Consider the following 26183-nt stretch of genomic DNA (forward strand, 5'->3'; position numbering starts at 1 on the left):
ATGCGGCCCATAACATTGATGCGTGTACGCAAGAGAACACACCGACCGGGACAGAACCATTGAGCGAGCAGGATAAGAAGCAGGCGGCGATCAGGGCCGCTCAGGCAGCGGCGGATGCAGTCCGGGAAGCCCAGGCGGCACTTGTCGAGGAAGGACGCCTGCTTTTCAAGAAATCATGGATTTTCATTCGTGGCGTACCGTCGATGAAATTCCTGCCGCCGGAAGGCCCGGTGGAGATCGCCTTTGCGGGCCGCTCCAATGTCGGCAAGTCGTCGCTGATCAATGCGCTCGTCAACAAGAAGGGCCTTGCGCGCACATCCAACACGCCGGGCCGCACGCAGGAACTGAACTATTTCGTGCCGGACGGCTATTCCGGCGAGAATGGCGACCTGCCGCCGCTGGCCCTGGTCGACATGCCGGGTTACGGTTTCGCCGAAGCGCCGAAAGCGCAGGTCGATGCCTGGACGCGCCTTGTGTTCGATTACCTGCGCGGACGCACCACGCTGAAGCGCGTCTATGTGCTGATCGACGCCCGCCATGGCATCAAGAAGAACGATGCGGAAGTGCTCGACCTTCTCGACAAGGCGGCGGTTTCCTACCAGATCGTGCTTACCAAGATCGACAAGATCAAGCCTGCTGGCGTGCCGCGCCTGCTGGAAGAAACGCACAAGCTCACCTACAAGCGCGCGGCCTGCTTCCCCGGGATCATCGCCACCTCGTCGGAAAAGGGTGTGGGTCTCGACGAACTGCGAGCGGCAATCGCGCTCGTGACGAAGGAGTAGAAATCTACGCACCGTCAGAGCAGCGCCGTCTTTCGCAATAACGCACTCCCATAGAGATGCTGTCAGTATCGACAGCTCCAAAGGAATATTTGAAACAAATATATTGCCATGATTCATCGTAATAAGGGTTTGAATCTATGGCTCGCTATAAATACGACTACAAAAATCAAACATATACAATGGATAACGACCTCACGGCGGATATGAAGACCATTGTAGATGGATTTATTTATAATAAACAATATAAAAATTTTCAAAATGGTCAAACCCCCGGCAGGCGCGGAGCTTTCATAAAGACTCATGGGGGAGTTTGTGCGAAGTTTACGATCTCGCATGACGCGCTTGATCCAAACGATCAGCATGTTGCGCTTCTCAAGAAAGGTCTTTTCGCACAGGAAGCCCAATATGACGCATGGGTTCGGTTTGGAAGTGACATCAATTTCGGCGAAAGCGACCGAAACAGCACCATTGGATGCAGTATAAAACTATTCAATGTTCCTGGATTGAATGTGCTCGACTATCCTCCATCGCAGGACAGCCCCAGTCAGCGTACTACCGTCGATTTTCCGCTCCAGAACTACCAGGTATTCTTCGCCAGCGATGCGAAGCAGATGGCCGGATATATGGCAGCAAAAGCCAGCGGCACCCTGAAGGATTTCCGAAATAGACCGGAAAACGAGGCGCTCAACGAAATCATCAATGGCATGATAGCTTCGGATCCTTCGAGCGCCCTGACCGAGACTTACTGGAGTTGTGTGCCTTTCATCCTGGGCATTCCGGAAAGCAATGGCTTTACAAGTTATTGCAAATACATTCTCTCTCCCCGCGCCAATCAGACAACATTGCCCACCAAGGACAAAACCGATCCCGGATTCTTGCGGGCGGATCTGATCGATAATCTAAAAACGGCTCCTTATATTTTCGATTTTTATATCCACCTCCACACCTCACCTTACCAATCTGTGGAAAACGCCTCTGATAACTGGATGGATCCGAATAATCCGGATGGTCCTGAGACGGAGCCTTTCAAAACGAATGACAGCAAGAATATCTATAAGATCGGCACGCTGGAAATTCTGCAGCAGGATATGGCCCAACGAGGCCAGGATGACTACATCGAATCTCTTGCCTTCAATCCTTGGCGCACCCTGCCGGACAACGTTCCTTATGGAGAGATCGCGCTGGCACGAAGAATCTCCTATGAAATCGCCGCCAAAAGCAGGCGTGACCTGAACGGGCAATCCGTTGGTGAACCCGTTAGCCCCCGCCCCCCGGCATTCAACGATGCTGCCTATGATGCGCCGGAGCATGACACCCCGTGGTCAGACGTGAGTTCCAATGTACAGCCGGATACGGAAATCGTCCGCGTGGCCATTCATCCTGGCATCGGCGTCGCACGGGTTGGCAACAGTGAGCTTAAGGATGGCTCGTGGATTCGCGGCGAGGACGACTATACCGATATGTATATCGGTCCGGAAACCGATACGCCTCCTCCCATGCCCCTCAAGAAAATACGGGATGAAAGCGGCAGGATAAAGCGGCAGGCTGCCCGCTTCAGGCTATATGGTTTCAATGCCAAAGGAGACGTCGTCAAGGAAATCCTGCCCGGCAACGGCGTCAACGTCACATGGAAGGTAACCCTGGCCAACAGGAAGGCGCAATGGTTCACCGCCGACCATGCCTGGGACACGGCGTTTTTCGCCTCGGAGGAGCACAAACCCTCCGGCGTCAGGAATCCGAAAGTCGAGGACAGGGCTTCCCTTGCGATCACTCCCGAACCGATGACCATTACCGGCAAATCCCAACGATCTGCGCCGATGACAGGAAAGTTCCTGACGGAAGAAGTGAGTTTGGGAGAATTGCGGACAGACAGCGAAGGCCGGCTTCTGGTCCTGGGAGGTAAGGGACTGGCGGATTCACCATATCCGAACAATCCTGTTCTTGATGGTAACGAAGGTTACTTCAACAATGCTGTAGGCTGGTACGACGACATCGCAGACGGCCCCGTGCATGCCGAGGTGACAATTAACGGCAAGACCTATGATGCGGACTCTGCGTGGGTGTTTAGCGCACCGCCCAATTACGCTCCTGACATTATAGGTTTCAGGACACTTTATGAACTACTCGAAGAGGTGCATACAGAGGCTGGCATGTTGCCGATGCCCAAGGAAGTTTCTTTCATGGAGCACATACTTCCATGCTTGCAGCGGCTCTCCAACTTGTCTTGGGTGAACAAGGGCTTTCATGAACTTTTCGGACCGGGAAAAGAATATGATTTCACGGACCAGAACCTCATTGACAAGCTTAAGACGCCCAAAACTTCCGGATTAGATCCCCATAAGGAAAAGCGGCAGGAAATATTCAGCAAGTTTCACAGCCCGTATGAGGACAAATGCGATCCGCACCAATGGCCATTGCTTTATGGCGACTCCTTTGGCGAGATCGAGGATGATGCAACTCAACATCTATTGAATGTCAATAATCCGCAAGACGTCTTCTCCCTTTCCTATATTCGCTATTCCTGGCTCAAGAAATGGGCTGATGGCGATTTTGTAACCGGATCTCCGTCTCCGATTCATGCATCCTTTGACGATGTACCGATCAATGACCAGCCTGCGATGCTGGACAAAGCCGCCCTTCACTTCTGTCTTGCCGACGCATTCCACCCTGGTTGCGAGCTGACATGGCCAGTCCGCCAAGCCAGTATTTATCGGGGCCCTTTCAGGATAAGAGAGGCAAATGCAGATGAAATTGACGTGCCCGAGCAACACGAACAATTTGAGTACATGGCCGCGCATACGCCGGACAGAGGACTGGGTGCCCAACCCCCCGGTGGCCTGACCCGCTGGATGGCGCTTCCTTGGCATGGAGATACCGCCCGCTGTCGGGCAGGCTACGACGCACAGAATCCTGCCAACTACGGCGAGTACACGCCCGCGTACTGGCCGGCCCGCGTGCCAAACCATGTGCTGACATTTCAGGATTACTTGACAGTGATCGGCCCCCAGAGCCCCGCCGACCGAATTGCGGCCTTTGAAAATCGGAGAAAGTGGTGGCGGTCCTTATCCTCCAATTCCGACAGCCGCGAACCGGGCGAGGCGGAACAGCAGATGCAATATATGATACATAACTTCGATAAATTGGGCATTGTTCTTCTAAAAGAAGGGCCCACCGATTTGGAAAATGTCCCACACAATATCTATGTTGAGCATATCGCGGAATGATATACGACTGCCTCGTGATCGGAGGCGGTACGGCGGGTTCTGCCGCTGCCTTCACGCTCGCAAAAGCCGGTCTCCACGTACTGGTGGTGGATCGGCCGCCGAGCAGGTCACTATACCGGATCGGTGAAAGCCTGCCCGGCCAGGCAATCCATCTGCTGAAAAGAAAAGGCCTTTTCGAATGGGTGCAGCATAGCCATCCACTTGAAAACCCCGGGGACCTGTCGGCTTGGGGATCCCGGGAACTCGTTTCGAATGATTTTCTTTTCAGTTCATACGGGAACGGCTGGCATATCGACCGGGTTGCATTCGACAAATGCCTGCAACAAGCCGCTCAGGCCGCCGGTGCAACTTTTTTCTCCGGTCACATCCGGCGCATCAACCGAGCGGACCCAGAACTGTGGTCCGTTCAACTTGCCCAGGCGACGTTTCGTACTCGATGGCTGATCGATGCCAGCGGACGCCATAGCATCCTATCCCGCAGTCTTGGAATAAGACGCATAAAGGATAGTCCCCTTGTTGCGGTTTACAGCTGGGGGAAAAACCGGTCCAGGGAATCCCGCACCCTTGTGGAAGCAGTTTCCGAAGGATGGTGGTACACTGCTGCCCTGCCGGACGGGCGACGGGTTGCAGCCATGCAGACCAGCGCCGAACATGCCCGTTTCCTGCTTCGGAGCCCGGCCATGTTCGCTGAAGCGATGCGGGATGCGCTGCATCTGAAACGGTATTGCAGTTTCGATCAGACTTGGGAGCGCCCGCGGGGCATTGATGCCAGCGGATCGATCCTAACAACGACAGGGGGAGAGGGATGGACGGCAATCGGTGACGCCGCGATGACCTTCGATCCCTTGTCTTCACACGGTATCTTGAACGCCTTGGCTCACGGAATATTTGGGGCAGAGGCAATAGCGAAAGCCATTGATGGCTCCCATCAAGAATACCACTCTCTTCAGAGAGAAATACAAATCAAAAGAAATACGTATAAAACAGATATAGCATTCTTATACGCAAAAGAAACAAGATGGAATACTTCTTTTTGGAAGGTAAAACATGAATACGAAGCCTAATGTAAATCTAAAAAGCCCGACACTATCTCCTGATACAATAGAAGTGGAAGATGAAGATGCTGTCGTTGCAGTTACCGTCCCGCCATACCCAAACATGAAAGCCGGAGATCATATATATCTGGATGTCGGCCTCTTTACCTCCGAGCCTTACGAAGTTACAGAAAACGATGTCGGGAACAATATTACCCACTTGCTAAAGAGGGAAGAATTCTCCGACCAGGATATGAAACCAAACACCACAATTCCAGTTTCATATATCGTGCCGGTGGAAAGTGTCGAAGGTTATCCTGCCATATCGAATATATCGCAGGTATCGTATCTCAAAGTCTCTTCCGTGAACCCCGATCGCTAGTGCCCCGATGACTTTCGAGTTTATTCCTACATGGATTTAGAACGCTCTGCCCTAAGGGATGTTGGGGGCAGAGGTCGTAATGAGAGCGTTGATGGCGCTTATTCAGAATTTTCGAAAGTTAATTCTAAACAACCTCAGTATAAATTATCTAAAATTAAATAACGCATTTTTAAAGAGGGATCATAATGAAAAAGATTCACGTAACGCCGTCAATTTATCGGTCCGATGACTCTTTGACCAGGAACGCGACACCTAATCAAAATTTAAAGAGCCCAACACTTTCTCCTGAGAAAATAGGGGTTGAGGAAGAAGATTTTGTCGTTCTTGTTACCATACCACCATATCAAAACATGAGAAAGGGAGACCGTGTATATTTGAACGTCGGCATTTCCACCTCTGAATCATATGAAGTCTCAGAGAACGATGTCGGGACCAGCATTATCTTCTTATTAAAAAAGGAACAACTCGCAGGTCAGGACATGAGGCCGGGCGCCACAATTCCGATTTCCTATGCCGTGCCGACAGGAAGCGTTGAAGGCTACCCTTCGGTATCGAACATATCGGAGGAATCAGGCCTCAAGTTCTTTTCGGATATAACGCTCGACTTGACGCCACCGCACTTATCGTCAGGCCTGACATACATGACGGAGCCTCCGCAGAACCTTCCCCCGGTTTCTTCCGCTGTTGTCCTGCAATATGTCGAGGAATTGACCGAAAATGATATACTTTATTTATATGCTGTTGTTGGCGACGGTGAATATGTACACCAAACCCGGATCAATTATCGCAACTCTTCAGTGTCCCCTCAGAATTCATACAAGAGCATACTTATCCCATCAAAGGATCTTTTTCCTCACGCCGGTAAAAAAATCGCCCTATGGTATACCATAAATACCGGTGCAAATGATGGGGGCGCGCTGTACAAATCCACGACCACCGAGATCGACATACCAAATATAATTAGTGGATTACCCGTAGAAATACTAAATAAAGATCTTTCTCAGCTTCTTTCTAACTCAACTACATCAAAAGCATATTTAGGAAACTATTCTTTATATATAAGCATACCTCCGTACATTGATATGTCTAGTGACGATTATATTGTATTGAACACAAACAACGACTACGGATCTAGCAAATCATACGAACTAGCTGCGTCGGACTGGACAATAGACGGGAGCTCTAAAATAAAAATAGACACTTATGCAATAATATCGAATGATATTCAAAGAAGGTCTTTGTCGTACTATTATATAAATTACACCGTATACAAGAATGACGGCAGAAAAATAATCGGAGACTATACATATTTCAGGTATGCGTAGCCAACATTTATAATGTAATTTGTTAAACATCAACAATAAAAAGAGCCCATATTCCCTCTTTTAACGCCCCGTAAATCCTTTAAAGCGGGCAGCTTGCAGGCTGCCCGTCCAGCCCTTCATTGAGGCGCTCGAAACGGGCGCTTGAATGCCCCTCGCTGCGCTGGATATGCAGCACATAGATGCTGTCGAAATCATCGCCACGCCATTTGGGCACCGCAGCTTTATCTCCGCCATTCTCCTGCAGAAGATTCCGGGCCAGCTTGTAGAGCTGCTTGTGCTCCCAGCCGATCAGTATCGTGGCACTGGCATATTGCGGCTGTTCAAGTGCGGCTTGCAGCTTTTCGATCTCGCCATAACCGAAGCGCGTATCGACCGGCATTCCGAAGCGGATCGCCGTCGGCTCCACCGTCGCCAGCGGGCGGATATAGGCGTAGGAAACGCCGCCATCCATCTTCTCCTTTGCGGGATCTGGCGCGAAAATGGCGTCCGGCTTGCCAAAATCCTTTGCAATGACGGCGGGCAGTTTCAGGGAACGGTTAAGGCCCCGGCAGCTCAACTGCCCCATGCCGCCTTCCGGCTTCTCGCCATGGCGGACAAGGATGATCGTCTCGGTGGTTTGCGGGGGCGCGGCATGGGACGCGGTTGCACCAATCAGGAATGCGAAGGCGGTAAGGAAAATCTTGCGCATGAAAACGTTCTCATAAAATCATTCGGCTCAAAAAATCATTCGGCTCGAAAAATCCCGTCAGGCTTTCTATTCGACAGGTTTCCGGCTGCAAATTCAAATAATCGCGAAGGGTGAAGCGAAAAATACGCTGCAGCCGATTCCAATTGCCACAAAACCAGTCTAGAAAAACCTGTTTCTCCCTGCCCTGTCGCCTGCCATGGAGCCCGCGATGACGACACTTGAAAATCCCGAAATGCAAGCGCAACTCCTGTCCGCAGCCCTGCCCTATATGCAGCGCTACGAGAACAAGCATGTCGTCGTGAAATATGGCGGCCACGCCATGGGCAATCCGGAGCTGGGCAAGGCTTTCGCACGGGATATCGCGCTTTTGAAGCAGTCGGGTGTAAACCCGATCGTCGTACATGGCGGCGGCCCGCAGATTCAGGCCATGCTGACCAAGCTCGGCATCGAATCCCGCTTCGAAGGCGGCCTGCGCGTCACCGATGAAAAGACCGTCGAGATCGTGGAAATGGTTCTGGCCGGTTCCATCAACAAGGAGATCGTCGCGCTCATCAATGCCGAAGGCGAATGGGCCATCGGGCTTTGCGGCAAGGACGGCAACATGGTCTTTGCGCGGAAGGCGCACAAGACCGTCATCGACCCGGATTCCAATATCGAGAAAGTGCTGGACCTTGGCTTCGTCGGCGAACCGGCGGAAGTGGACCGCACCCTGCTCGACCTTCTGGCCCGCTCCGAGATGATCCCGGTCATTGCGCCGGTGGCGCCGGGCCGCGACGGCCACACCTACAACATCAATGCCGACACTTTTGCGGGCGCGATTGCCGGTGCGCTGGCCGCAACGCGCCTCCTGTTCCTGACCGATGTGCCGGGCGTGCTGGACAAGGACAAGAACCTCATCAAGGAACTGTCGGTTGCCGATGCGCAGGCGCTCATCAAGGACGGCACGATTTCCGGCGGCATGATCCCCAAGGTGGAAACCTGCATCGACGCCATCCGCCGCGGCGTGGAAGGCGTCGTCATCCTTAACGGCAAGACCCCGCATTCCGTGCTGCTTGAGCTTTTCACCGAGCACGGTGCCGGCACGCTGATCGTGCCTTAAAAAAGAAGCACGTTGATCGTGCCGTCGAGCGCATCCCGAAAAGTGTGAAACGGTTTTCGGGTAAGATGCGCGTTGATCGTGCCGTAAGGAAAAAACCATGACCGATATTCCGGACAGAGCTGCCTTCGCCCACGTCACGGACTGGGTGTTCGACCTCGACAATACGCTCTACCCGCACGCCGCCAATCTGTTTTCGCAGATCGACGTGAAGATGACGAGCTATGTCGAGGCGCTGCTCAACCTGCCGCGCGACGAGGCGCGCAAGATTCAAAAGCAGTTCTATCTGGAATACGGCACCACGCTGAAAGGCCTGATGGAGTGCCATCAGATCGACCCGGACGACTTTCTGCAAAAGGTTCATGATATCGACTATACGTGGCTGAAGCCCGATCCGGCTCTGGGCGAGGCCATCAAGGCGCTGCCGGGCCGTCGCTTCATCTTCACCAATGGGGATCGCGGCCATGCCGAACGCGCGGCGCGCCAGCTCGGAATCCTCGATGATTTCGACGATATCTTCGACATCGTGGCGGCAGGGCTGACGCCGAAACCGGAACGGGTCACCTATGACCGTTTCCTCGGCTCCTTCGGCATCGATGCGGGCAAGGCCGTGATGTTCGAGGATCTGGCGCGCAATCTGGTCGTCCCCAAAGCGCTTGGCATGAAAACCGTGCTGGTCGTGCCGAATAATTTTGAGCCTACTTTTTCCGAAATATGGGAAAGCGATCCCGAGTTCACCGATCAGGTGGACTATGTGACCGACAACCTGACCCGGTTTCTGGAAGAAATTGTTGCGCCAAGATAGGCATTTCACCGGCCTTGAAAAATGGCTGGACGCGGCAGCGCATCGTGTTCTCGATGCCCTGCCCCGCCATCCCGTCTCCGACGCCCTGATCGAATTTCTGGTTTTCGGGCTGAAACAGGCATGGGCCTGCCTTTTCGGCGGCGCCATGCTGGCGCTCATCATCATCACCCGCTGGTTCTGGCCGGATGGCGGAGCGGGGTTCGTTACCCGCTATGATTTCCTGTTCCTCGCCGCGCTTGCGATCCAGCTCGCCATGCTGGTCTTCAAGCTGGAAGCGTGGGAGGAAGCCAAGGTCATCCTCATCTTCCATGTGGTCGGGACTGCGATGGAGGTGTTCAAGACCCATGCCGGTTCATGGGTCTATCCGGAGGAAAACTTCTTCCGCATCGGCGGCGTGCCGCTCTTTTCCGGCTTCATGTATGCGGCTGTCGGCTCCTATATGGCCCGCATCAACCGCATTTTCGATATCAGGCTGAACCACTATCCACCGCTCTGGATGACCGTAGTTCTGGCTGCGGCGATCTACATCAATTTCTTCGCCCACCACTTTATCCAGGACATGCGCTGGCTGCTGTTTGCCGCGACCTTCGCGCTTTTCTGGCGTACCTCCATGCATTACCGCGTCTTCCGCTTCCGGCACAAGATGCCGCTGCTGATCGCCTTCCTGCTGACCTCGCTCTTCATCTGGATCGCCGAAAACATCGGCACTTGGTCGAGGGCCTGGCTTTACCCCAACCAGCGCGACGGCTGGGAGTTCGTATCGATGAGCAAGCTCGGCTCGTGGTATCTGCTGATGATCATCTCGGTGGTGCTGGTGACGCTCGTTCACCGTCCTCGTCCCTATCGAGCAGAAGATGAGCTGCAAAAAGAAACGCCCGAATAGATGCGCGTACAAACAAAGAGACAGAGCGGTCCCAATGACTCCGTTTTAACCGGAACCGCTCTGGCCGAGCGCATCGCACAGAATATCCGGGACGATCAGAGCTTGTAGAAATCCCTGATCTGCCCCCAGGCTTCGTCGGCGGTTTCCACGAAATTGAGCAGTTCGATATCGGCGGGCGAAATCGTGCCCTGCTCGGCCAGAAACTCGATATTGATCGCCTTGGTCCAAAACTCCTTGCCGAACAGGATCAGCGGCAGGCGCTCCATCCGGTTGGTCTGGATCAGCGTCATCGCCTCGAAAAGCTCGTCCATCGTGCCGAAACCGCCGGGGAAGACGCAGATCGCCTTGGCGCGCATGAGGAAGTGCATCTTGCGGATCGCGAAATAATGGAAATTGAAGCAGAGGTCGGGCGTGACATAGGCGTTTGGCGCCTGTTCATGTGGCAGCACGATGTTGAGCCCGATGGTCGGCGCGCCGACATCGGCGGCACCGCGATTGCCCGCTTCCATGACGCCCGGGCCGCCGCCCGTCACCACGATGAACTCGCGATAATAGGTGGTGGCGGAATATTCCGAGCAAAGCCGCGCGAATTTGCGCGCTTCCTCGTAATATTGCGCGTTGGCTTCGAGGTTCTTCTTCTGGACCTCGTTCTTGGCCGCCCAGGCCTCGCCGCCGGGTTCGGGAATGCGCGCGCCGCCGAACATGACCACGGTGGACTTGATGCCCCGGTCGGCCAGAATCATTTCCGGCTTCAGCAATTCCAGCTGCAGACGCACCGGGCGCAGGTCGCGCCGGGTCATGAACTCGTCGTCCGTGAATGCAAGGCGATAGGCCGAAGCTTCGGTCTGCGGCGTCTGCGGTACGGTTCGCGCCTGCTTGACAGCTTCCTCTGAATTGGGGAACGGCGTCCAGCCGGACTTCTCCATCGGGTTCATGCTACTCACCTGCTCCTTCATTCCGCCATGCAAAGAATTGAACATTCATTCTGGCGCTAATTGCTTAATCTGTCTCAAACGTGGCGCCGCAATCGGATCACGAACGCGATTGACCCATATGGCGCCATCGCTTAATCAATTTCCCAGCAAACGGGCTGGACCTTTCCCGCCTGCCTTCCGCCGCCCCATTCATGGAGACCGCACCTTATGACCAAGCCAGACCTCGCCTCCCTTGAGAAGACAATCGACAAGGCTTTCGACGAGCGCGACGGCATCAATACGGCAACGCGCGGCGAAGTGCGCGATGCCGTCGAACAATCGCTCATTCTGCTCGACCGCGGTGAAGCCCGTGTCGCAGAAAAACAGGCGGACGGCAACTGGCATGTCAACCAATGGCTGAAGAAAGCGGTTCTGCTCTCTTTCCGCCTCAACCCGATGGAAGTCATCAAGGGCGGCCCCGGCCAGTCGTCATGGTGGGACAAGGTTCCCTCCAAGTTCGACGGATGGACAGCCAATGAATTCGAAAAGGCGGGCTTCCGCGCCGTGCCGAACTGCGTCGTGCGCCACTCGGCCTATATCGCGCCGAATGCTATCCTGATGCCGTCCTTCGTCAATCTCGGCGCCTATGTCGATGAAGGAACGATGGTCGACACCTGGGCGACGGTCGGTTCCTGCGCACAGATCGGCAAGAATGTTCATCTTTCCGGCGGCGTCGGTATCGGCGGCGTGCTGGAGCCGATGCAGGCCGGCCCAACCATCATCGAGGACAATTGTTTCATCGGCGCCCGCTCGGAAGTCGTTGAAGGCTGCATCGTGCGTGAAGGTTCCGTGCTCGGCATGGGCGTCTTCATCGGCAAATCCACCAAGATCGTGGACCGCGCGACGGGCGAAGTCTTCTACGGCGAAGTGCCGCCCTATTCCGTCGTCGTCGCCGGCACCATGCCGGGCAAGAACGTTCCCGGCGAAAACTGGGGCCCGAGCCTCTATTGCGCCGTCATCGTCAAGCGCGTCGATGAAAAGACCCGCTCCAAGACCTCGATCAACGAATTGCTGCGGGACTAGAACGCGTCTGTTTGGTGGATCGCCGAAATCGGTCCACGCTTTTCGGGATGCGCTTTGAGACGCAGGCATATCAAGGAAAAAGGCGACGCCGCTGGCGTCGCCTTTTTCATAACTGGTCGCCCCTTCGGATGGCGCAATGCCTCTGATCCGGGCAGTCCGGGGAGACACTGACGCCATCCTCCGGGGAGATAGTTTTAAAGCTTTCCGGTTGCCCTGCATGGCTGATGCGTGAGGGGGACGAACGCAGAGCCACGCAGGACGACCGGGAGTCTCAACTATCAGAACCGATTAGTTCTGGTAGCTGGACGGGGAAGCGTCGCCGAAGCGGTGAGCCGAACCATCCTGGCTGACCGGCGCAGACTGGCGAATGGCAGCCGGAGCCGTATAGTCGATGTTGCTGCGGGTCGAAGCGACCGGGGTTTCGCCGGGAAGCACGAAGGCCTTGTCCTGGGCAGCCATTTCAGCAGGCTGGCCGACAAACGGGTTTTCGGCATAGGCGGCACCGGCGCTGAGAGCGACAGCAAGGGCGGCAAGAGCAAACTTTTTCATATCTCTATTCCTTTTCCATAGCGTCCCCGACATCGGCTTTCACCGGTCGAACCTCAATTTCGGGCTCGTGTTCGGGCTCAGGGGGGACATTCGGTTACTTGGTAGGTAACTGGCGGTTATCTGGCGGTTGTCTAATGGCAATCCGCCGGTTGGCTGGGCCTTCGTGGCCCGCCCTACGGTGTCAGGCACATCTGGGAGGAAATGCCCCGACACCTTCGGGATGACATGCAATGTGGGTATTCATGCCCGGCCCGTCAGGACCGGAAAGACCAAAAGTCCGGAAGGACTCTTAGTTCTGGTAAGAGGAAGGCGATGCATCACCGAAGCGGTGAGCCGAACCATCCTGATAGACCGTTGCCTTGTTGATCGAGGCAGGAGCCGTGTAGTCGAGCTTCTGGGCAGCGACCGGGGTGCGGTCGTTTGCATAAAGATCGGCAGGTTCGCCAACATGCGGGTTTTCTGCGAAGGCGGCACCGGCGGTAAGAGCAAGAGCAGCGGCAGCAAGAACAATCTTCTTCATTTTCCTATCTCCTTGGAAAGTGGAGCGGCGTTTGTTCGTCGTTCCGATGCAGCTGAAATGGGTGACAGTGAGCAAAAGTTCCAGTCACGAAAATGTTTTCTTGATCACACATTTGTGCGTCCAATTTTTTGAATTTGAGCCAAACTGATTTGAAAAATCAAATAAAAACAATAAATTAATTGATATACCAGCAATCACACGACTGTTACAAAGGTGTCTTTGTTCAAGAAGCGCGAACAGTCTGTCCGGATATATTGTCCAATGAGAGTGAACAATGGGACGATTTTCACGCTTCACCCCCTTGATCGCGCAACCCGTGAAAACAAAAAGCCGCATCGAAATGCGGCTTGATGATATTCAAACGGCCTCGCAGCGTTCGGCGTTGAACGCCGTACGCCCGGTCAGTTGTTCGCGACGGCGACCGACCGCCCGGCGATGGAAACCCACTGGCCGGAATTGGCTGGCGACTGCATCTTGATATAGCGGTAGGACGTCTTCTCGACGGGCAGCACCTCGTCGCGCAGATTGTCGAGGATATAATCGCCGTGATCCGTGCGGGCAGTCAGGATGACATGCGGCTCGCTGCCCTGCACCATGGTGATGAGCAGCAATGAGGGACTGATGCCCCGCGCCATGAGCTGCGCCCGCTTCATCAGCACATAGTCTTCGCAATCGCCCTTGCCGTTGACGGGAAGCGTCCAGTAGTCGCGCTTGCCGTAATTCTCCTGATCGGAGACCGGCTTGATACGGTGATTGACGGAGCTGCTGACCGATTGCAGCAGCTTCATGCGCTGCGGGGTCAGCTTCATCGGCGGCAGGACGCGATGCGCGCCGCAATCGCGCTTGTTGCGATCACAATAATCCTTGTGCCCGTAAGGAATGCTTGTAAGCCCGCCTGCTTCACTCCATTGCGCGGCCTTGGCCGGTATCGCCGCCGCCCCGAAGAGCACCATCATGCCTGCTATCGCAGAAGTGACAAAACGCATGCGCAGTTTCCCATTTTTAAAAGAGTCCCCGTTGACCGGCCCTTTGCGGGTCTCGTTATCAACTTATTTTTAACTAACGATGACAGGGGCCCTCCGGTCAAGGAAATTTCGTTCCCAAATTGAAACCGGTTGAGAAAAACAAGTGAAAGGCGAAACATCCCCCATGCACAACCGCCGCCCTTCACACGCATCTTGATCCGAAAACCGCTTCGCACTTTTCGGGATGCGACTTTGTTTTCTCGCGCATCCTGGTCCGAAAACCGCTTCGCACTTTTCGGGATGCCACTTTGTTTTCTCGCGCATCCTGGTCCGAAAACCGCTTCGCACTTTTCGGGATGCGCGATAATCTCGCCATCAGACGATTCCCTTTTCAAAAAGTCCCGATCACATGAGCTTAGCCGTCAATCCCGCCGAAAACCTCGCCGCCCTCATCCGCTGCCCATCCGTGACGCCCGCCGAAGGCGGCGCGCTGACGGCACTGGAAGCGATGCTGAAGCCGATGGGGTTTTCGGTGGAGCGGCCCGTCTTCCGCGATGAAGGCACGCCCGACATCGAAAACCTCTATGCGCGCAAGTCGGGCAACGGCCCGCACCTGATGTTCGCGGGCCATACCGACGTCGTGCCGCCCGGCAATGAAGGCGACTGGAAACACCCGCCCTTCTCCGCCGCCATCGAAGACGGCGTGATGTACGGTCGCGGCGCGGTGGACATGAAGGGCGGCGTCGCCTGCTTCGTCGCAGCCGTTGCCCGCCACATCGAAAAGCACGGAAGCCTCAAGGGCAGCGTTTCCTTCCTCATCACCGGCGACGAGGAAGGCCCGGCCATCAATGGCACGGTCAAGCTCCTCGACTGGGCCAAGCAGCGCGGCGAAAGCTGGGATGCATCAATCGTCGGCGAGCCGACCAATCCCAATGCGCTCGGCGACATGATCAAGATCGGGCGGCGCGGGTCGCTGTCAGGCACCATCACCGTCCACGGCGTGCAAGGTCATGCGGCCTATCCGCATCTGGCCGAAAATCCGGTGCGCGGCATCACAACGCTGGTCGACAGCCTGCTTTACCCGGCTTTCGACGCAGGCACTGCCGATTTCCAGGCCAGCAATCTGGAAGTCACCACCATCGATGTGGGCAACACGGCCACCAATGTCATTGCGAACAAGGCAACCGCCTCGTTCAACATCCGCTTCAACGACACATGGACCGCGGAGAGCCTGCAAGCGGAAATCGTGGCGCGCCTCGAAAAGGCCGCCCGCGACAATCGCCTGCGCCCGGGCCGTGAAACGCCGATCAATTATGAGCTGACCTGGCGCGAGCATCCGAGCCATGTGTTCCTGACCCGCGACGAAAAGCTGATCGGCACGCTGACCGCATCGGTGGAGGCCGTCACCGGCAAGCGCCCGGAACTATCGACTTCCGGCGGCACGTCCGATGCGCGTTTCATCAAGGATTACTGCCCGGTGGTCGAGTTCGGCCTCGTGGGGCAGACCATGCACATGGTCGACGAGCGCGTGGCCCTTGCCGACCTCGAAGGCCTGACACAGATTTATGAACGCTTCATTGCCGATTTCTTTGGGTAGAGCATAGCCCCGGACAGTCGCATGACGTGTCCGCCCGGATTATGCGAAAAATTGGGAATCTCATGCCAAGCCTGGACGATATTTTCAGATATTTCTGGGGCGTCTGGAAAATGATGCTCGGGCGCAAGGACGGACTGGATCATCTCGACATTTCCGCCGAGGGCTTCTGGTCGTCCTTCTATGCGATAGCCATTGCGCTGCCGCCGATGTTCGCAGGCTGGGTCGCTTATGCAGCGAACCTGACGGCAGGACGCGAGGAGGCGGGCCTGCGCTTCGCCATCGTCACCCGCGCCGCCTTCGTCGACATAGCGGCATGGATCGTCCCGCTCGTCGTCATCGGGCTTATCGCCAAGCGCATCGGCATCGCCAAGCGGTATGCTGCATTCGTGATTGCCACCAATTGGGGCAGCGCGCTGATTTCGTGGATCTTCGCGCCGATCACGCTGCTGCAACTTTTCTTCCCAGGACGCACCGACGTGGCGACATTGTTCGCCTTCATCATGTTCGGCATATCCGTCGTGCTGAGCTACCGGCTGACTTTCATCGCGCTGCAGCGCCCGCATGCCTATGCAGCACCGTTCTTCGCCTGCATCTTCTTCGGTTCGCTGTTCCTGACCGTCCTGTTGCAGAATCTACTCGGAATCGGCTTCGAACCCCACGCTTACTAATACGATAGCCGTTATATCGGCATGGGATGATTGAGGGCACCAGCAATCTCGGCCATGACGGCGCGCAGAGCCGGGACGGCCTTCATGTCGGAGTGAACAACCATCCAAACCTCACGCAGAAGCGGAGCATGATCCGGCAGCGCTGGCACGAGATGTTCCTGTGTTTCAGCCATGAAGTCCGGCAGCATGGCGATGCCTGCGTTCTCGCTCACGAGCGCAAGCTGCATCTCCAGCGTGTTGGCGCGCAAGGCAATTGGCCGGGTGCCAGCCAAGGCAAGCAGGTAAGCCTGCTGCGGCGCGTCCTCCAAACTTTCATCATAGGCAATGAACTGCCATTCCTCTGGGCGGGTTCGCGCCAGATAGTGTCGACTTGCGTAAGGGCGAAAGGCTTCCTCGCCAAGCCTGCGGATGGTGAGGTCCCCGGTCGTCGGACGTGTCAGGCGTATCGCTATATCCGCTTCCCGACGGTTCAGGGAACTGAAGCGCGCCTCCCCCATCACACGCATATGGATACCCGGATACTGCGCCGATATTGCAGCAAGCGGCCTGGCTAGTCTCGCAACCGCGTAGGAAGGCGGCGCCGTGAGTGTAACGGTAGCGCTTATACCAGTGTCGCGGACTGCGCCCAGCCGACTGATAGCCTGCGCCTCGTCTTGCATCTTGCGGGCAATTGCAGCGATCCGTTCCCCGTCTTCCGTCAGCAGAAAACGTCGTCCCCGACGGTCAACCAATTTCAAACTGGTTTCGCTTTCCAGGGCAGCCACACGTCGCGCTATCGTCGCATGTTCTACATTCAGCATCCGCGCCGCGCCCGACAGAGTGCCGCTATCGGCCAAAGCTACAAAGTAACGTACGCTCTCCCAGTTCACCATTGTGAAATTTTTCCCATAGGTTGCGATCAAAACAGCAATTTTTTCCCGTTTCTCTATCCCCGATACTGCCCCGGATTGCAACGGAGGCTAAACTGATGGACCACGAGATCATTCTGAACGAAACCGGTGAAGCAGGGCTGCTTCAGACAGTCCCGCAGACACCCCGAAGCCCCGGTGCGGGCGAGATACGCATCCGCCACGAGGCAATCGGCGTGAATTTCGTCGACATCTACCACCGTACCGGCCTTTATCCGCTGCCGTCCTTTCCGGCTGTGCTCGGCGTCGAAGGCGCAGGCATTGTGGAAGCTGTCGGATCGAGCGTAACTGATCTCAAACCGGGTGACCGGGTGGCCTATGCAGGCCTCCCTGTGGGTGCATATGCCTCGACCCGGCTTTTACCCGCCCAACGGGCCCTGATGCTGCCCAATACAATTTCCGCGCAGGCGGCGGCAGCCACAATGCTGCGCGGTCTTACCACCCATATGCTCCTGACCGATACATTCCCCGTTGGCCCGGATACGATCATGCTGGTGCATGCAGCCGCCGGCGGACTGGGTACTCTGTTGACCCGCTGGGGCAAGGCGCTCGGAGCAACGGTAATCGGCACAGTCAGTTCAGAAGAAAAGGCCGAAACGGCGCGCGAGAACGGCGCGGATCATGTGCTCGTTGGGCGCGATTGTGATTTTGTCACCGCCACCAGACGCCTTACGAACGGAGTGGGGGTTCATGTCGCCTATGACGGCATCGGTGGAGAAACTCTGCCCAAAACCGCGCAATGCGTGCGCCATCTCGGAACTCTGGCGAGCATCGGTCAAGCCGGTGGAAAAATCTCCCAGACCGTCATTGATGCATTTGGCAATCAAGCAGATCTTTCTTTCGTCCGGCCAAGTGTGATCGCTTACATCAACGATCTGGACAACTACCGGAACTCCGCTACCGAGCTTTTCGGCATGATGGAAGAAGGCCTCACTGGAACTGTCGGCACCACCTATGCACTGTCCGAGGCAGCGGAAGCCCATCGTGCACTGGAGACGGGAAAATCGTCAGGAAGTTTGCTTTTGATCCCCTAAAGCGCGCTAAAACGGAAAGGCGTAGTCCACACCAATCAGATAAAGCCCATAGGGCGGGGCAACCTGCCCGCAGGCCTTGCGATCACGCGCTTCCAGAGCAGCTTGCAGATCATCCGCCGTCCAGCGACCCACGCCCACTTCCATCAGGCTGCCGGCAAAGGAGCGCACCTGATTGTGCAGGAAGGATCGCGCTGAAACGCGCATCTCTATCATGTCGCCATTGCGCGTCACATCGAGGCGGTCAAGCGTCTTGACCGGGCTCTTGGCCTGGCATTGCGTGGCGCGAAACGTCGTGAAATCGTGCTCGCCCAGAAGCCGCTTCGCCGCTTCATGCATTGCCTCGGCGTCGAGCCGCTTCTGCACCCACCATGCACGCTGGTAGTCGATCGCCAGAGGCGCACGACGATTATGGATGCGGTAGAGATAATGCCTGCTGCGCGCCGAAAAACGCGCGTCGAATGTGTCCGTCGTCTTCTCGACATTCAATATGCTGACGCGCTCATCGGCCATGACCAGATGCGCATTCACCGCGTCGCGCACCTTGCCCGCGTCCCAATCCTTGGTGAGATCGACATGGGCAACCTGCGCCGTCGCATGAACGCCCGCATCGGTGCGGCCCGCAGCGCTTAGCGTCAGGTCTTCGCCGCAGAACTTCTTGAACGCCAGTTCGATTGCATTCTGCACCGCATGGCCGTTTTCCTGCCGCTGCCAGCCGACATAGGGCGTGCCGTCATATTCGACAGTGAGCTTGTAGCGCGGCACCGCCTACAGAACCTTCGTGACCTGTGCGCCACGCAGAAACTCCTGCGCAGGCAATGGCTTGCCGCCGGAACGCTGCAGCGTGACGAGACGAACGGCACCCTCGCCGCAGGCGACCGTCAGGCGATCATCCAGCACCGTGCCCGGTTCGCCCCTGCCCTCACCCAAGGTGGAGCGCTGCAATTTCACGCGCTCGACAGCGCCATTGATTTCCATTTCACACCAAGCACCCGGAAAGGGCGACAGGCCGCGAATGGTGTTGTGGACGTCCTTCGCAGGCTTCGACCAGTCGATGCGCGCCTCGGCCTTGTCGATCTTGGCGGCATAGGTCACGCCTTCCTCCGCCTGCGGCTGCAAGGCAAGGCTTTCACGCTCAAGCGCACCCAGCGCACGGATCATCAGGTCGGCGCCGATCATGCTCAGGCGATCATGCAGTTCGCCTGCCGTCATGTCAGGCGTGATGGCAACCTTTTCAGCCATTGCAACAGGACCGGTATCGAGCCCCGCATCCATCTTCATGATCATCATGCCGGTTTCCGCATCCCCCGCCATGATGGCGCGCTGGATGGGAGCAGCACCGCGCCAGCGCGGCAAAAGCGAGGCATGGCCGTTATAGCAACCGAGGCGCGGCGCATCCAGAATGGCTTGCGGCAGCAGCAGGCCATAGGCCACGACAATCGCGACATCGGCTTCGAGGCTTGCGAAAACGTCCTGCTCTTCCGCGCTTCTGAGGCTCTTCGGCGTGAACACCGGAATGCCGAACTGCTCGGCTTTTTCATGCACCGGCGACTTGGTCAGCTCCAGCCCGCGACGGCCCGCCGGGCGCGGCGGCTGCGTATAGACCGCAACAACCTCATAACCGTGACCGATGATGGCGGTGAGGATCGGCACGGAAAATTCCGGCGTCCCCATGAAAACGACACGCATTAAAGCACTTTCTTAGGCGCGCTCTGGCTGGCGAGCTTCTTGAATTTCTTGATGACCATATCGCGCTTCAGCTTGGAAATATGATCGATGAAGAGCACGCCGTTCAGATGGTCGATCTCATGCTGCAGGCAGGTGGCCATCAGCCCGTCGGCTTCTATTGCATGCGGCTTGCCGTCAGCATCGAAATAATTGACCTTGATGGCGGCTGGCCGTTCAACTTCCGCATAATAATCCGGGATCGAAAGGCAGCCTTCCTCATAGGTGCTGGCTTCATCCGTCACGCCGACGATTTCGGGATTGATGAAGACATGCGGCGCTTTCGGTTCACCTTCCTTGGCGAGGTCGATGACGAGCATGCGGATCGGCTCGCCCACCTGAATGGCGGCAAGGCCAATGCCCGGCGCATCATACATGGTGTCGAACATGTCGCCGGCAAATTTGCGCAGCTGGTCGTCAAAGCGCTCCACGGGCTTGGAAACCTGGCGCAGGACGGGATCGGGAAGGATGACAAGCGGTTTTACAGACATGGGCTTTCACGTAATGGCTCGCGTGAGAATCGTCAATTACACTTTGCAAAATGTTCCCGTTTTGATCTCATCAAGGCAACACGAATCAGTTAAGCTCACTTCATGGAAAACCAGAATCTCTTGAATGAGCCGCTTCTGCAGCTCGGCGCCACATCCTTCACGCTCGGCAATATCCTGCTGGCGGGTATCGTGGTGCTGGTGCTGTGTCTTGCCATTTTTCTGATCGCGGCAGCGCGCTCCGCCCGGCTTCGCGCAGTTGCAGAAGCGCAGGCGGAGGACCGGGCCCGCGATGCGGAATATCGCATGGCGGAAATCCTCAAGGCGCAGGCCGAGATGCAGGGCCGGATGCAGACCATGGCCGAAGTGTTCGGCTCAAGGCAAGCCGAGCTTAACCAGTCGATCCGCGAGCGGCTCGACGGCATGACGCATCGCATCGGCCAGACCATGACCGAGCAGACCCGCTCGACGCATGAAAACCTCGCCAAATTGCAGGAGCGCCTTGCCGTCATCGACACGGCGCAGAACAATATCCAGTCGCTCGCCGGACAGGTGGTGCAGTTGCAGGCGATCCTCGCCAACAAGCAGACGCGCGGCGCTTTCGGCCAGTCGCGCATGGAAGCGATCATCGCCGATGGCCTGCCGCAAGGCGCCTACGAGTTCCAGGCAACGCTTTCCAACAGCACCCGTCCCGATTGCCTTGTGCGCATGCCGAACAATGCGCCCTCGCTGGTGATCGACGCGAAATTTCCGCTCGAAGCCTGGAATTCGATGCGTGAGACGGAACAGCCGGAGGCGCGCAAGGCAGCAGTCGCCCAGTTCCGCCGCGACATGGAAATTCATATCAAGGACGTGTCCGACAAATATCTGATCCCCGGCGAAACGCAGGACACGGCTTTCCTGTTCGTGCCCTCGGAATCGATCTTTGCGGATATTCACGAGCATTTCGAGGCGCTGATCCAACGCGCGCACCGGGCACGGGTCGTCATCGTCTCTCCCTCGCTGCTGATGCTGTCGATTCAGGTCATTCAGGCCATCCTGAAGGATGCCCGCATGCGCGAGCAGGCGCATGTGATTCAGGGCGAAGTGATCCGCCTGATGGAAGATGTCGGCCGTCTGGATGAGCGCGTGCGCAAGCTGCAAACCCATTTCGTGCAGGCCAACAAGGATATTGACGATATTCTTGTGTCGTCAGCCAAGGTCACGAAACGCGGCGCGAAGATCGAGGCGCTGGAATTCGGCGAAAAGCCTGCCGAGGAAACACCTCGCTCGCAGGCAAGACCGGCGGACGGTTCGACCAGCCAGCTACGCCTGCGCGTGGTGGATGAGGATTAGTTTCTTCGGTTTGGAATAGCGATGCTGCTTTTTCCCTCGTCTTTCGATCCTTCGATCCTTCGATCCTTCGAGACGGTGCTGCGCACCTCCTCAGGATGAGGGAAGCGCGTATCCGCTCTCGTTCAAAAAGTCGGCGCCCTTCTTGATCAGCCGCCTGGATATCTAACTTCGATGGCCTCCCCTCATCAAGCTCGCTGCCGCCCTCATCCTGAGGTGCGGAGCGAAGCGTAGCCTCGAAGGATCAGGGGTAAGAAGCCCTCACGAACTGACTGGCCGGTCGGAATGACCGAGATCGCGCTCCGGCCAGACCAGATCACGCACGCGCTGCTTCAACACCTTGGCTTCCGGAAAGCCGCCATCGCGCTTGCGCTCCCAGATGAGTTCTTCGCTGCCGTCTGGCATATGAACGCGGATTTCAAACACCCCGCCCGTGCCCGGACGCAACGCCACTTCCGCCAAATCCTGCCCGAAAGTCTGCAACAGCTCCTGCGCCATCCACGCAGCGCGCAGCAGCCAATTGCATTGGGTGCAGTAGGTGACGGAAATGCGGGGATTTGCGGACACTGATTTCAACCTTCCGAGCGCGAGGGATCCTGAAGCCGGTAGTCGTGGCTTGTTCGACAGCCAAATTTGAAGCAACATTTAGCTTCCAAAGACGCGCGGGGGCAAGTCATGGAAGTAACAGTCTACATTCTGCGTTGCGCGGATGGGTCTTATTATACCGGGCTTACCAAGCAGAACATCGAAGCCCGGTTGTGGGAACACAACCAAGGTATCTACGATAGCTATACGAAGAAGCGCCGACCGGTCGAGCTTGTCTTCACCGAGACCTATGACCGGATCGTCGATGCCATTGCGCGAGAACGACAGATCAAAGGATGGTCGCGGGCAAAGAAAGAAGCATTAATGGCTATGGATTATGAGCGTCTGCCCGAACTTTCGAAGCGGGGATGAGATCGGTTGTTGAACTCGTCCCCCCTCATCCTGAGGAGGCGCCCTGAGCGCAGCTCAAGGGAGCCGTCTCGAAGGGCTGAGGGGGAGCGCTGTCGCCCCGTCCTTCGAGACGCCTCCTTCGCAAGCTCAGGAGGCTCCTCAGGATGAGGGCGAGCGGCGTGTCGTCAAAAAGATAGGGCGCCGAAGCGCCCGATCTCTCAGTCAATGTTCAACAAATCGACAATGGATCAATCATCACCCATCTTGAGCGCCTGAATAAAGGCCTCCTGCGGGATTTCGACCTTGCCGAACTGGCGCATGCGCTTCTTGCCTTCCTTCTGCTTTTCCAGAAGCTTGCGCTTGCGCGTCACGTCGCCGCCGTAGCACTTGGCCGTCACGTCCTTGCGCAGCGCCGAGATCGTCTCGCGCGCCACGATGCGGCCGCCGATCGCCGCCTGGATCGGGATCTTGAACATATGCTGCGGGATCAGCTCTTTCAGCTTTTCGCACAGCGCGCGGCCGCGCTTTTCCGCAGCCGTTCGGTGCACCAGCATCGACAGCGCGTCGACCGGCTCTTCGTTGACGAGGATCGACATCTTGACCAGATCGCCCTCGCGGTAATCCGAAAGATTGTAATCGAACGAGGCATAACCCTTCGAGATCGACTTCAGCCGGTCGTAGAAATCGAACACCACTTCGTTGAGCGGCAGATCATAGGTGATCATGGCGCGCGGGCCGACATAGGTCAGGTCGATCTGGATGCCGCGGCGTTCCTGGCAAAGCTTCATGATAGCGCCGAGATAGTCATCCGGCGTCATGATGGTTGCCTTGATCCATGGCTCTTCAATCGCGTTGATCTTCACGATATCCGGCATATCGGCCGGATTGTGCAGCTCCTTCTGCGAACCGTCCTGCATGTTGAGACGGTAGACGACCGAAGGCGCGGTCGTGATGAGGTCGAGATTGAACTCGCGCTCAAGACGTTCCTGAATGATTTCCAGATGCAGAAGGCCGAGGAAACCGCAGCGGAAGCCGAAGCCAAGCGCGGCGGATGTTTCCATTTCGAACGAGAACGACGCATCGTTGAGGCGCAGTTTGCCCATGGCGGCGCGCAGGTCCTCGAAATCAGCGGCATCGACCGGGAACAGGCCGCAGAACACCACCGGCTGCGCGGGCTTGAAGCCGGACAGCATCTTTTCCGTCGGGCGGCGATCTTCGGTGATCGTATCGCCGACGCGGGTGTCAGCCACTTCCTTGATCGAAGCGGTGATGAAGCCAAGCTCGCCGGGGCCGAGTTCGTCCACCTGAACCATTTTCGGCGTGAAAACACCGGTGCGCTCCACCGGATATTTCGCGCCCGTACCCATCATGCGGATGGTCTGGCCCTTTTTAAGGACGCCATCGATGATGCGCACCAGAACGATGACGCCGAGATAAGAGTCATACCAGCTGTCGACCAGCATGGCCTTGAGCGGCGCATTGCGGTCGCCTTCCTTCGGCGCGGGCAGCTGGGTGACGATGGCTTCCAGCACATCCTCGATGCCGAGGCCGGTCTTGGCGGAAATATGCACGGCCTGCGCCGCATCGATGCCGATCACTTCCTCGATCTGCTGCTTGACGCGCTCGGGCTCGGCAGCGGGCAGGTCGATCTTGTTCAGCACGACCACGATTTCATGATTGTTGTCGATGGCCTGATAAACGTTCGCCAGCGTCTGTGCTTCCACGCCCTGGGAAGCGTCCACCACCAGAAGCGAACCTTCGCACGCGGCCAGCGAGCGCGAGACTTCATAGGCGAAGTCGACGTGTCCGGGCGTGTCGATCAGGTTCAGCACGTAATCCTCGCCGTTCTTCGCCTTGTAGGAGAGACGGACGGTCTGCGCCTTGATGGTGATGCCGCGCTCGCGCTCGATATCCATCGAGTCGAGAACCTGATCCTTCATCTCGCGCGTATCCAGCCCGCCGGTCAACTGGATGAGGCGGTCGGCCAGCGTCGATTTGCCGTGGTCGATATGGGCGACGATCGAAAAATTGCGAATATGGTCAAGTGGTGTGCTCATGCGCGCGATTTAACAGCAAGACGCCAAATTTCAAAGGAGTATTCGCGCCAAAAGGCGGGAAAACCGGCAGCTTTCGCAATCGTGACAACAAGTCCCCTTTGCCTTGTGGCAAAAAGGCGATAAATCACCGCTCGAATAGCGTGCTTTCATGCAGGAGTTTAGGATGAAGACCGAACCGAACGAAGTCCATAACAGGCCGAAACTGGTCACCGTTTTCGGCGGCTCAGGCTTTGTCGGGCGCGCAGTGGTTGCGGCTCTCACCAAGCGCGGCTACCGCGTGCGCGTTGCCGTGCGCAAGCCGGAAATTGCCTATTACATGGCGCCGCTCGGCAATGTCGGCCAGATCCAGATGGTGCAGGCCAATGTGCGCCATCGCGGCTCCGTGGAACATGTCATCAAGGGTTCCGACCATGTGGTCAACCTCGTCGGCATTCTGTCCGAAAGCGGCCGCCAGCGTTTCAACACGGTCCAGGTGCTCGGCGCGAAGAACATCGCCGAAGCCGCCAAGGCCGCAGGCATCCGCATGACGCATGTGTCCTCGCTTGCAGCCGACGCCAATTCGCCGTCGGATTATGCGCGCACCAAGGCGGAAGGCGAAAAGGCCATTCTTTCCGTCCTGCCGGACAGCGTCATCCTGCGCCCGTCGATCATTTTCGGTCCCGAGGACCGCTTCTTCAACCGCTTCGCCAACATGGCGCGCTTCTCGCCATTCCTGCCTGCAATCGGCGGCGGCGAAACGAAGCTCCAGCCGGTCTATGTCGGCGACGTGGCGGAAGCCGTGGCGCGTGCCGTCGACGGCAAGCTGATGCCGGGCGGCGTCTATGAACTCGGCGGCCCCGATGTGCAGCCGTTCAGGAACTGGATGAAGGACATGCTCGGCGTGATCGCCCGCAAGCGCCTCATCGTTTCCATGCCCTGGTGGGTTGCCCGTTTGCAGGCATCCATCCTCGGCCTGCTGCCGAACCCGATGCTCACCAACGATCAGGTGACGCTGCTGAAATTCGACAATGTGGTTTCGGAAAAAGCCATCAAGGAAGGTCGCACTTTGCAGGGCATGGGCATCACGCCGGAAAGCGTCGACGCCGTGCTGCCATCCTATCTGTGGCGCTACCGCGTCGCCGGCCAGTACACCAAGACCGGCTTTGCTTGATCCACAGCCGCAGCGGAAATGAACAAGGGGCCGGAAGGCCC

Annotated in this window: 26 protein-coding genes; 15 read left to right on the forward strand and 11 right to left on the reverse strand. The window is 56.8% G+C overall.

The window, feature by feature from the left end; all coding sequences use genetic code 11:
* The first annotated feature begins 14 nt into the window (after positions 1–14).
* From yihA to JNC63_RS17840, 5 genes are all read left to right on the forward strand, one after another.
* On the forward strand, positions 15–782 hold the full coding sequence (yihA, locus tag JNC63_RS17820) for a ribosome biogenesis GTP-binding protein YihA/YsxC (protein ID WP_374846608.1): 768 nt from the start codon (positions 15–17) through the stop codon (positions 780–782).
* Between the two features lie 137 nt (positions 783–919).
* Entirely contained in the window at positions 920–4006 is a 3087-nt protein-coding gene (locus JNC63_RS17825) for a LodA/GoxA family CTQ-dependent oxidase (protein WP_075042314.1), read from the forward strand.
* The gene (locus JNC63_RS17830) at positions 4003–5070 is read left to right on the forward strand and encodes an NAD(P)/FAD-dependent oxidoreductase (protein ID WP_063881526.1); all 1068 of its coding nucleotides are present in this window, start codon (positions 4003–4005) and stop codon (positions 5068–5070) included. The genes JNC63_RS17825 and JNC63_RS17830 overlap by 4 nt, the downstream gene beginning before the upstream one ends.
* A complete protein-coding gene (locus JNC63_RS17835; RefSeq protein WP_113387999.1) occupies positions 5054–5422 on the forward strand; it encodes a hypothetical protein in 369 nt (122 codons plus the stop codon). Before JNC63_RS17830 ends, JNC63_RS17835 begins: the two co-directional genes overlap by 17 nt.
* 185 nt (positions 5423–5607) lie before the next feature.
* Positions 5608–6747, forward strand: coding sequence for a hypothetical protein (locus JNC63_RS17840; RefSeq protein ID WP_138725359.1), 1140 nt, complete (start codon positions 5608–5610; stop codon positions 6745–6747).
* A 79-nt stretch (positions 6748–6826) separates the two neighbouring features.
* On the opposite strand, the gene JNC63_RS17845 is transcribed toward JNC63_RS17840, so the two are convergent.
* Entirely contained in the window at positions 6827–7435 is a 609-nt protein-coding gene (locus JNC63_RS17845) for a hypothetical protein (RefSeq protein ID WP_063881529.1), read from the reverse strand.
* A gap of 208 nt (positions 7436–7643) precedes the next feature.
* Between JNC63_RS17845 and argB the strand changes: the two genes are divergently transcribed.
* The 3 genes from argB to JNC63_RS17860 all read left to right on the forward strand — a co-directional run bounded on the left by argB (position 7644) and on the right by JNC63_RS17860 (position 10219).
* Complete coding sequence (argB, locus tag JNC63_RS17850) at positions 7644–8534, forward strand: acetylglutamate kinase (RefSeq protein ID WP_006472297.1); 891 nt, start codon at positions 7644–7646, stop codon at positions 8532–8534.
* A 97-nt stretch (positions 8535–8631) separates the two neighbouring features.
* Positions 8632–9336, forward strand: a complete 705-nt coding sequence (locus JNC63_RS17855; RefSeq protein WP_025090810.1) for a pyrimidine 5'-nucleotidase — start codon at positions 8632–8634, stop codon at positions 9334–9336.
* Positions 9323–10219 (forward strand): DUF817 domain-containing protein, encoded by an 897-nt coding sequence (locus JNC63_RS17860; RefSeq protein ID WP_063881530.1) that lies wholly within the window; start codon positions 9323–9325, stop codon positions 10217–10219. The genes JNC63_RS17855 and JNC63_RS17860 overlap by 14 nt, the downstream gene beginning before the upstream one ends.
* A 95-nt stretch (positions 10220–10314) precedes the next feature.
* Here the strand turns inward: JNC63_RS17860 and JNC63_RS17865 are convergent, their stop codons facing one another.
* Positions 10315–11154 carry an LOG family protein gene (locus tag JNC63_RS17865; RefSeq protein WP_031346854.1) on the reverse strand — a complete coding sequence of 280 codons (840 nt, stop codon included), beginning with the start codon at positions 11152–11154 and terminating at the stop codon, positions 10315–10317.
* 207 nt (positions 11155–11361) lie between these two features.
* On the opposite strand from JNC63_RS17865, the gene dapD reads away from it, so the two are divergent.
* Complete coding sequence (gene dapD / locus JNC63_RS17870; protein WP_006467573.1) at positions 11362–12216, forward strand: 2,3,4,5-tetrahydropyridine-2,6-dicarboxylate N-succinyltransferase; 855 nt, start codon at positions 11362–11364, stop codon at positions 12214–12216.
* Between the two features lie 288 nt (positions 12217–12504).
* Here the strand turns inward: dapD and JNC63_RS17875 are convergent, their stop codons facing one another.
* The 3 genes from JNC63_RS17875 to JNC63_RS17885 all read right to left on the reverse strand — a co-directional run bounded on the left by JNC63_RS17875 (position 12505) and on the right by JNC63_RS17885 (position 14238).
* Positions 12505–12765, reverse strand: a complete 261-nt coding sequence (locus tag JNC63_RS17875) for a hypothetical protein (protein ID WP_006467574.1) — start codon at positions 12763–12765, stop codon at positions 12505–12507.
* A 289-nt stretch (positions 12766–13054) separates the two neighbouring features.
* The gene (locus tag JNC63_RS17880) at positions 13055–13285 is read right to left on the reverse strand and encodes a hypothetical protein (protein WP_006472293.1); all 231 of its coding nucleotides are present in this window, start codon (positions 13283–13285) and stop codon (positions 13055–13057) included.
* Between the two features lie 401 nt (positions 13286–13686).
* Positions 13687–14238: a transglutaminase-like cysteine peptidase gene (locus JNC63_RS17885; RefSeq protein ID WP_006472292.1), complete on the reverse strand. Its 552-nt coding sequence runs from the start codon at positions 14236–14238 to the stop codon at positions 13687–13689.
* A gap of 421 nt (positions 14239–14659) precedes the next feature.
* Here JNC63_RS17885 and dapE point away from each other — a divergent pair, with 421 nt between their 5' ends.
* Both dapE and JNC63_RS17895 read left to right on the forward strand, forming a co-directional pair.
* Positions 14660–15847 carry a succinyl-diaminopimelate desuccinylase gene (gene dapE, locus JNC63_RS17890; RefSeq protein WP_063881531.1) on the forward strand — a complete coding sequence of 396 codons (1188 nt, stop codon included), beginning with the start codon at positions 14660–14662 and terminating at the stop codon, positions 15845–15847.
* A 62-nt stretch (positions 15848–15909) separates the two neighbouring features.
* A complete protein-coding gene (locus JNC63_RS17895; RefSeq protein ID WP_021587105.1) occupies positions 15910–16515 on the forward strand; it encodes a hypothetical protein in 606 nt (201 codons plus the stop codon).
* A gap of 11 nt (positions 16516–16526) precedes the next feature.
* Here the strand turns inward: JNC63_RS17895 and JNC63_RS17900 are convergent, their stop codons facing one another.
* The gene (locus JNC63_RS17900; protein WP_063881532.1) at positions 16527–17387 is read right to left on the reverse strand and encodes a LysR family transcriptional regulator; all 861 of its coding nucleotides are present in this window, start codon (positions 17385–17387) and stop codon (positions 16527–16529) included.
* Between the two features lie 95 nt (positions 17388–17482).
* On the opposite strand from JNC63_RS17900, the gene JNC63_RS17905 reads away from it, so the two are divergent.
* Positions 17483–18457: a quinone oxidoreductase family protein gene (locus tag JNC63_RS17905; RefSeq protein ID WP_063881533.1), complete on the forward strand. Its 975-nt coding sequence runs from the start codon at positions 17483–17485 to the stop codon at positions 18455–18457.
* Between the two features lie 6 nt (positions 18458–18463).
* Here JNC63_RS17905 and truA read toward each other — a convergent pair whose 3' ends face one another.
* The 3 genes from truA to def are packed head-to-tail and all read right to left on the reverse strand — an operon-like array spanning position 18464 to position 20670.
* On the reverse strand, positions 18464–19219 hold the full coding sequence (gene truA, locus JNC63_RS17910; RefSeq protein ID WP_063881534.1) for a tRNA pseudouridine(38-40) synthase TruA: 756 nt from the start codon (positions 19217–19219) through the stop codon (positions 18464–18466).
* 3 nt (positions 19220–19222) lie between these two features.
* A complete protein-coding gene (fmt, locus tag JNC63_RS17915) occupies positions 19223–20143 on the reverse strand; it encodes a methionyl-tRNA formyltransferase (protein ID WP_063881535.1) in 921 nt (306 codons plus the stop codon).
* Positions 20143–20670: a peptide deformylase gene (gene def / locus JNC63_RS17920; protein WP_021587110.1), complete on the reverse strand. Its 528-nt coding sequence runs from the start codon at positions 20668–20670 to the stop codon at positions 20143–20145. Before def ends, fmt begins: the two co-directional genes overlap by 1 nt.
* A 102-nt stretch (positions 20671–20772) precedes the next feature.
* Here def and JNC63_RS17925 point away from each other — a divergent pair, with 102 nt between their 5' ends.
* The gene (locus JNC63_RS17925) at positions 20773–22002 is read left to right on the forward strand and encodes a DNA recombination protein RmuC (protein WP_063881536.1); all 1230 of its coding nucleotides are present in this window, start codon (positions 20773–20775) and stop codon (positions 22000–22002) included.
* 258 nt (positions 22003–22260) lie between these two features.
* Here the strand turns inward: JNC63_RS17925 and JNC63_RS17930 are convergent, their stop codons facing one another.
* The gene (locus JNC63_RS17930) at positions 22261–22566 is read right to left on the reverse strand and encodes an Rdx family protein (protein WP_063881537.1); all 306 of its coding nucleotides are present in this window, start codon (positions 22564–22566) and stop codon (positions 22261–22263) included.
* Between the two features lie 108 nt (positions 22567–22674).
* Between JNC63_RS17930 and JNC63_RS17935 the strand changes: the two genes are divergently transcribed.
* Entirely contained in the window at positions 22675–22956 is a 282-nt protein-coding gene (locus JNC63_RS17935) for a GIY-YIG nuclease family protein (RefSeq protein WP_063881538.1), read from the forward strand.
* A 227-nt stretch (positions 22957–23183) separates the two neighbouring features.
* On the opposite strand, the gene lepA is transcribed toward JNC63_RS17935, so the two are convergent.
* Positions 23184–24992 (reverse strand): translation elongation factor 4, encoded by a 1809-nt coding sequence (lepA, locus tag JNC63_RS17940; protein WP_006467592.1) that lies wholly within the window; start codon positions 24990–24992, stop codon positions 23184–23186.
* A 163-nt stretch (positions 24993–25155) separates the two neighbouring features.
* Between lepA and JNC63_RS17945 the strand changes: the two genes are divergently transcribed.
* A complete protein-coding gene (locus tag JNC63_RS17945) occupies positions 25156–26142 on the forward strand; it encodes a complex I NDUFA9 subunit family protein (protein WP_063881539.1) in 987 nt (328 codons plus the stop codon).
* Positions 26143–26183: the final 41 nt, after the last annotated feature.

Source organism: Brucella ciceri (assembly GCF_041930145.1).
GTDB lineage: Bacteria > Pseudomonadota > Alphaproteobacteria > Rhizobiales > Rhizobiaceae > Brucella > Brucella intermedia.

What these genes read in the sequence shown, in the direction of transcription:
- JNC63_RS17825 (WP_075042314.1), top strand. Translation starts at nt 920, where the DNA reads ATGGCTCGCTATAAATACGACTACAAAAATCAAACATATACAATGGAT.
- JNC63_RS17830 (WP_063881526.1), top strand. Translation starts at nt 4,003, where the DNA reads ATGATATACGACTGCCTCGTGATCGGAGGCGGTACGGCGGGTTCTGCC.
- JNC63_RS17835 (WP_113387999.1), top strand. Translation starts at nt 5,054, where the DNA reads ATGAATACGAAGCCTAATGTAAATCTAAAAAGCCCGACACTATCTCCT.
- JNC63_RS17840 (WP_138725359.1), top strand. Translation starts at nt 5,608, where the DNA reads ATGAAAAAGATTCACGTAACGCCGTCAATTTATCGGTCCGATGACTCT.
- JNC63_RS17845 (WP_063881529.1), bottom strand. Translation starts at nt 7,435, where the DNA reads ATGCGCAAGATTTTCCTTACCGCCTTCGCATTCCTGATTGGTGCAACC.
- argB (WP_006472297.1), top strand. Translation starts at nt 7,644, where the DNA reads ATGACGACACTTGAAAATCCCGAAATGCAAGCGCAACTCCTGTCCGCA.
- JNC63_RS17855 (WP_025090810.1), top strand. Translation starts at nt 8,632, where the DNA reads ATGACCGATATTCCGGACAGAGCTGCCTTCGCCCACGTCACGGACTGG.
- JNC63_RS17865 (WP_031346854.1), bottom strand. Translation starts at nt 11,154, where the DNA reads ATGAACCCGATGGAGAAGTCCGGCTGGACGCCGTTCCCCAATTCAGAG.
- dapD (WP_006467573.1), top strand. Translation starts at nt 11,362, where the DNA reads ATGACCAAGCCAGACCTCGCCTCCCTTGAGAAGACAATCGACAAGGCT.
- JNC63_RS17875 (WP_006467574.1), bottom strand. Translation starts at nt 12,765, where the DNA reads ATGAAAAAGTTTGCTCTTGCCGCCCTTGCTGTCGCTCTCAGCGCCGGT.
- JNC63_RS17880 (WP_006472293.1), bottom strand. Translation starts at nt 13,285, where the DNA reads ATGAAGAAGATTGTTCTTGCTGCCGCTGCTCTTGCTCTTACCGCCGGT.
- JNC63_RS17885 (WP_006472292.1), bottom strand. Translation starts at nt 14,238, where the DNA reads ATGGTGCTCTTCGGGGCGGCGGCGATACCGGCCAAGGCCGCGCAATGG.
- dapE (WP_063881531.1), top strand. Translation starts at nt 14,660, where the DNA reads ATGAGCTTAGCCGTCAATCCCGCCGAAAACCTCGCCGCCCTCATCCGC.
- JNC63_RS17895 (WP_021587105.1), top strand. Translation starts at nt 15,910, where the DNA reads ATGCCAAGCCTGGACGATATTTTCAGATATTTCTGGGGCGTCTGGAAA.
- JNC63_RS17900 (WP_063881532.1), bottom strand. Translation starts at nt 17,387, where the DNA reads ATGGTGAACTGGGAGAGCGTACGTTACTTTGTAGCTTTGGCCGATAGC.
- JNC63_RS17905 (WP_063881533.1), top strand. Translation starts at nt 17,483, where the DNA reads ATGGACCACGAGATCATTCTGAACGAAACCGGTGAAGCAGGGCTGCTT.
- fmt (WP_063881535.1), bottom strand. Translation starts at nt 20,143, where the DNA reads ATGCGTGTCGTTTTCATGGGGACGCCGGAATTTTCCGTGCCGATCCTC.
- def (WP_021587110.1), bottom strand. Translation starts at nt 20,670, where the DNA reads ATGTCTGTAAAACCGCTTGTCATCCTTCCCGATCCCGTCCTGCGCCAG.
- JNC63_RS17925 (WP_063881536.1), top strand. Translation starts at nt 20,773, where the DNA reads ATGGAAAACCAGAATCTCTTGAATGAGCCGCTTCTGCAGCTCGGCGCC.
- JNC63_RS17935 (WP_063881538.1), top strand. Translation starts at nt 22,675, where the DNA reads ATGGAAGTAACAGTCTACATTCTGCGTTGCGCGGATGGGTCTTATTAT.
- lepA (WP_006467592.1), bottom strand. Translation starts at nt 24,992, where the DNA reads ATGAGCACACCACTTGACCATATTCGCAATTTTTCGATCGTCGCCCAT.
- JNC63_RS17945 (WP_063881539.1), top strand. Translation starts at nt 25,156, where the DNA reads ATGAAGACCGAACCGAACGAAGTCCATAACAGGCCGAAACTGGTCACC.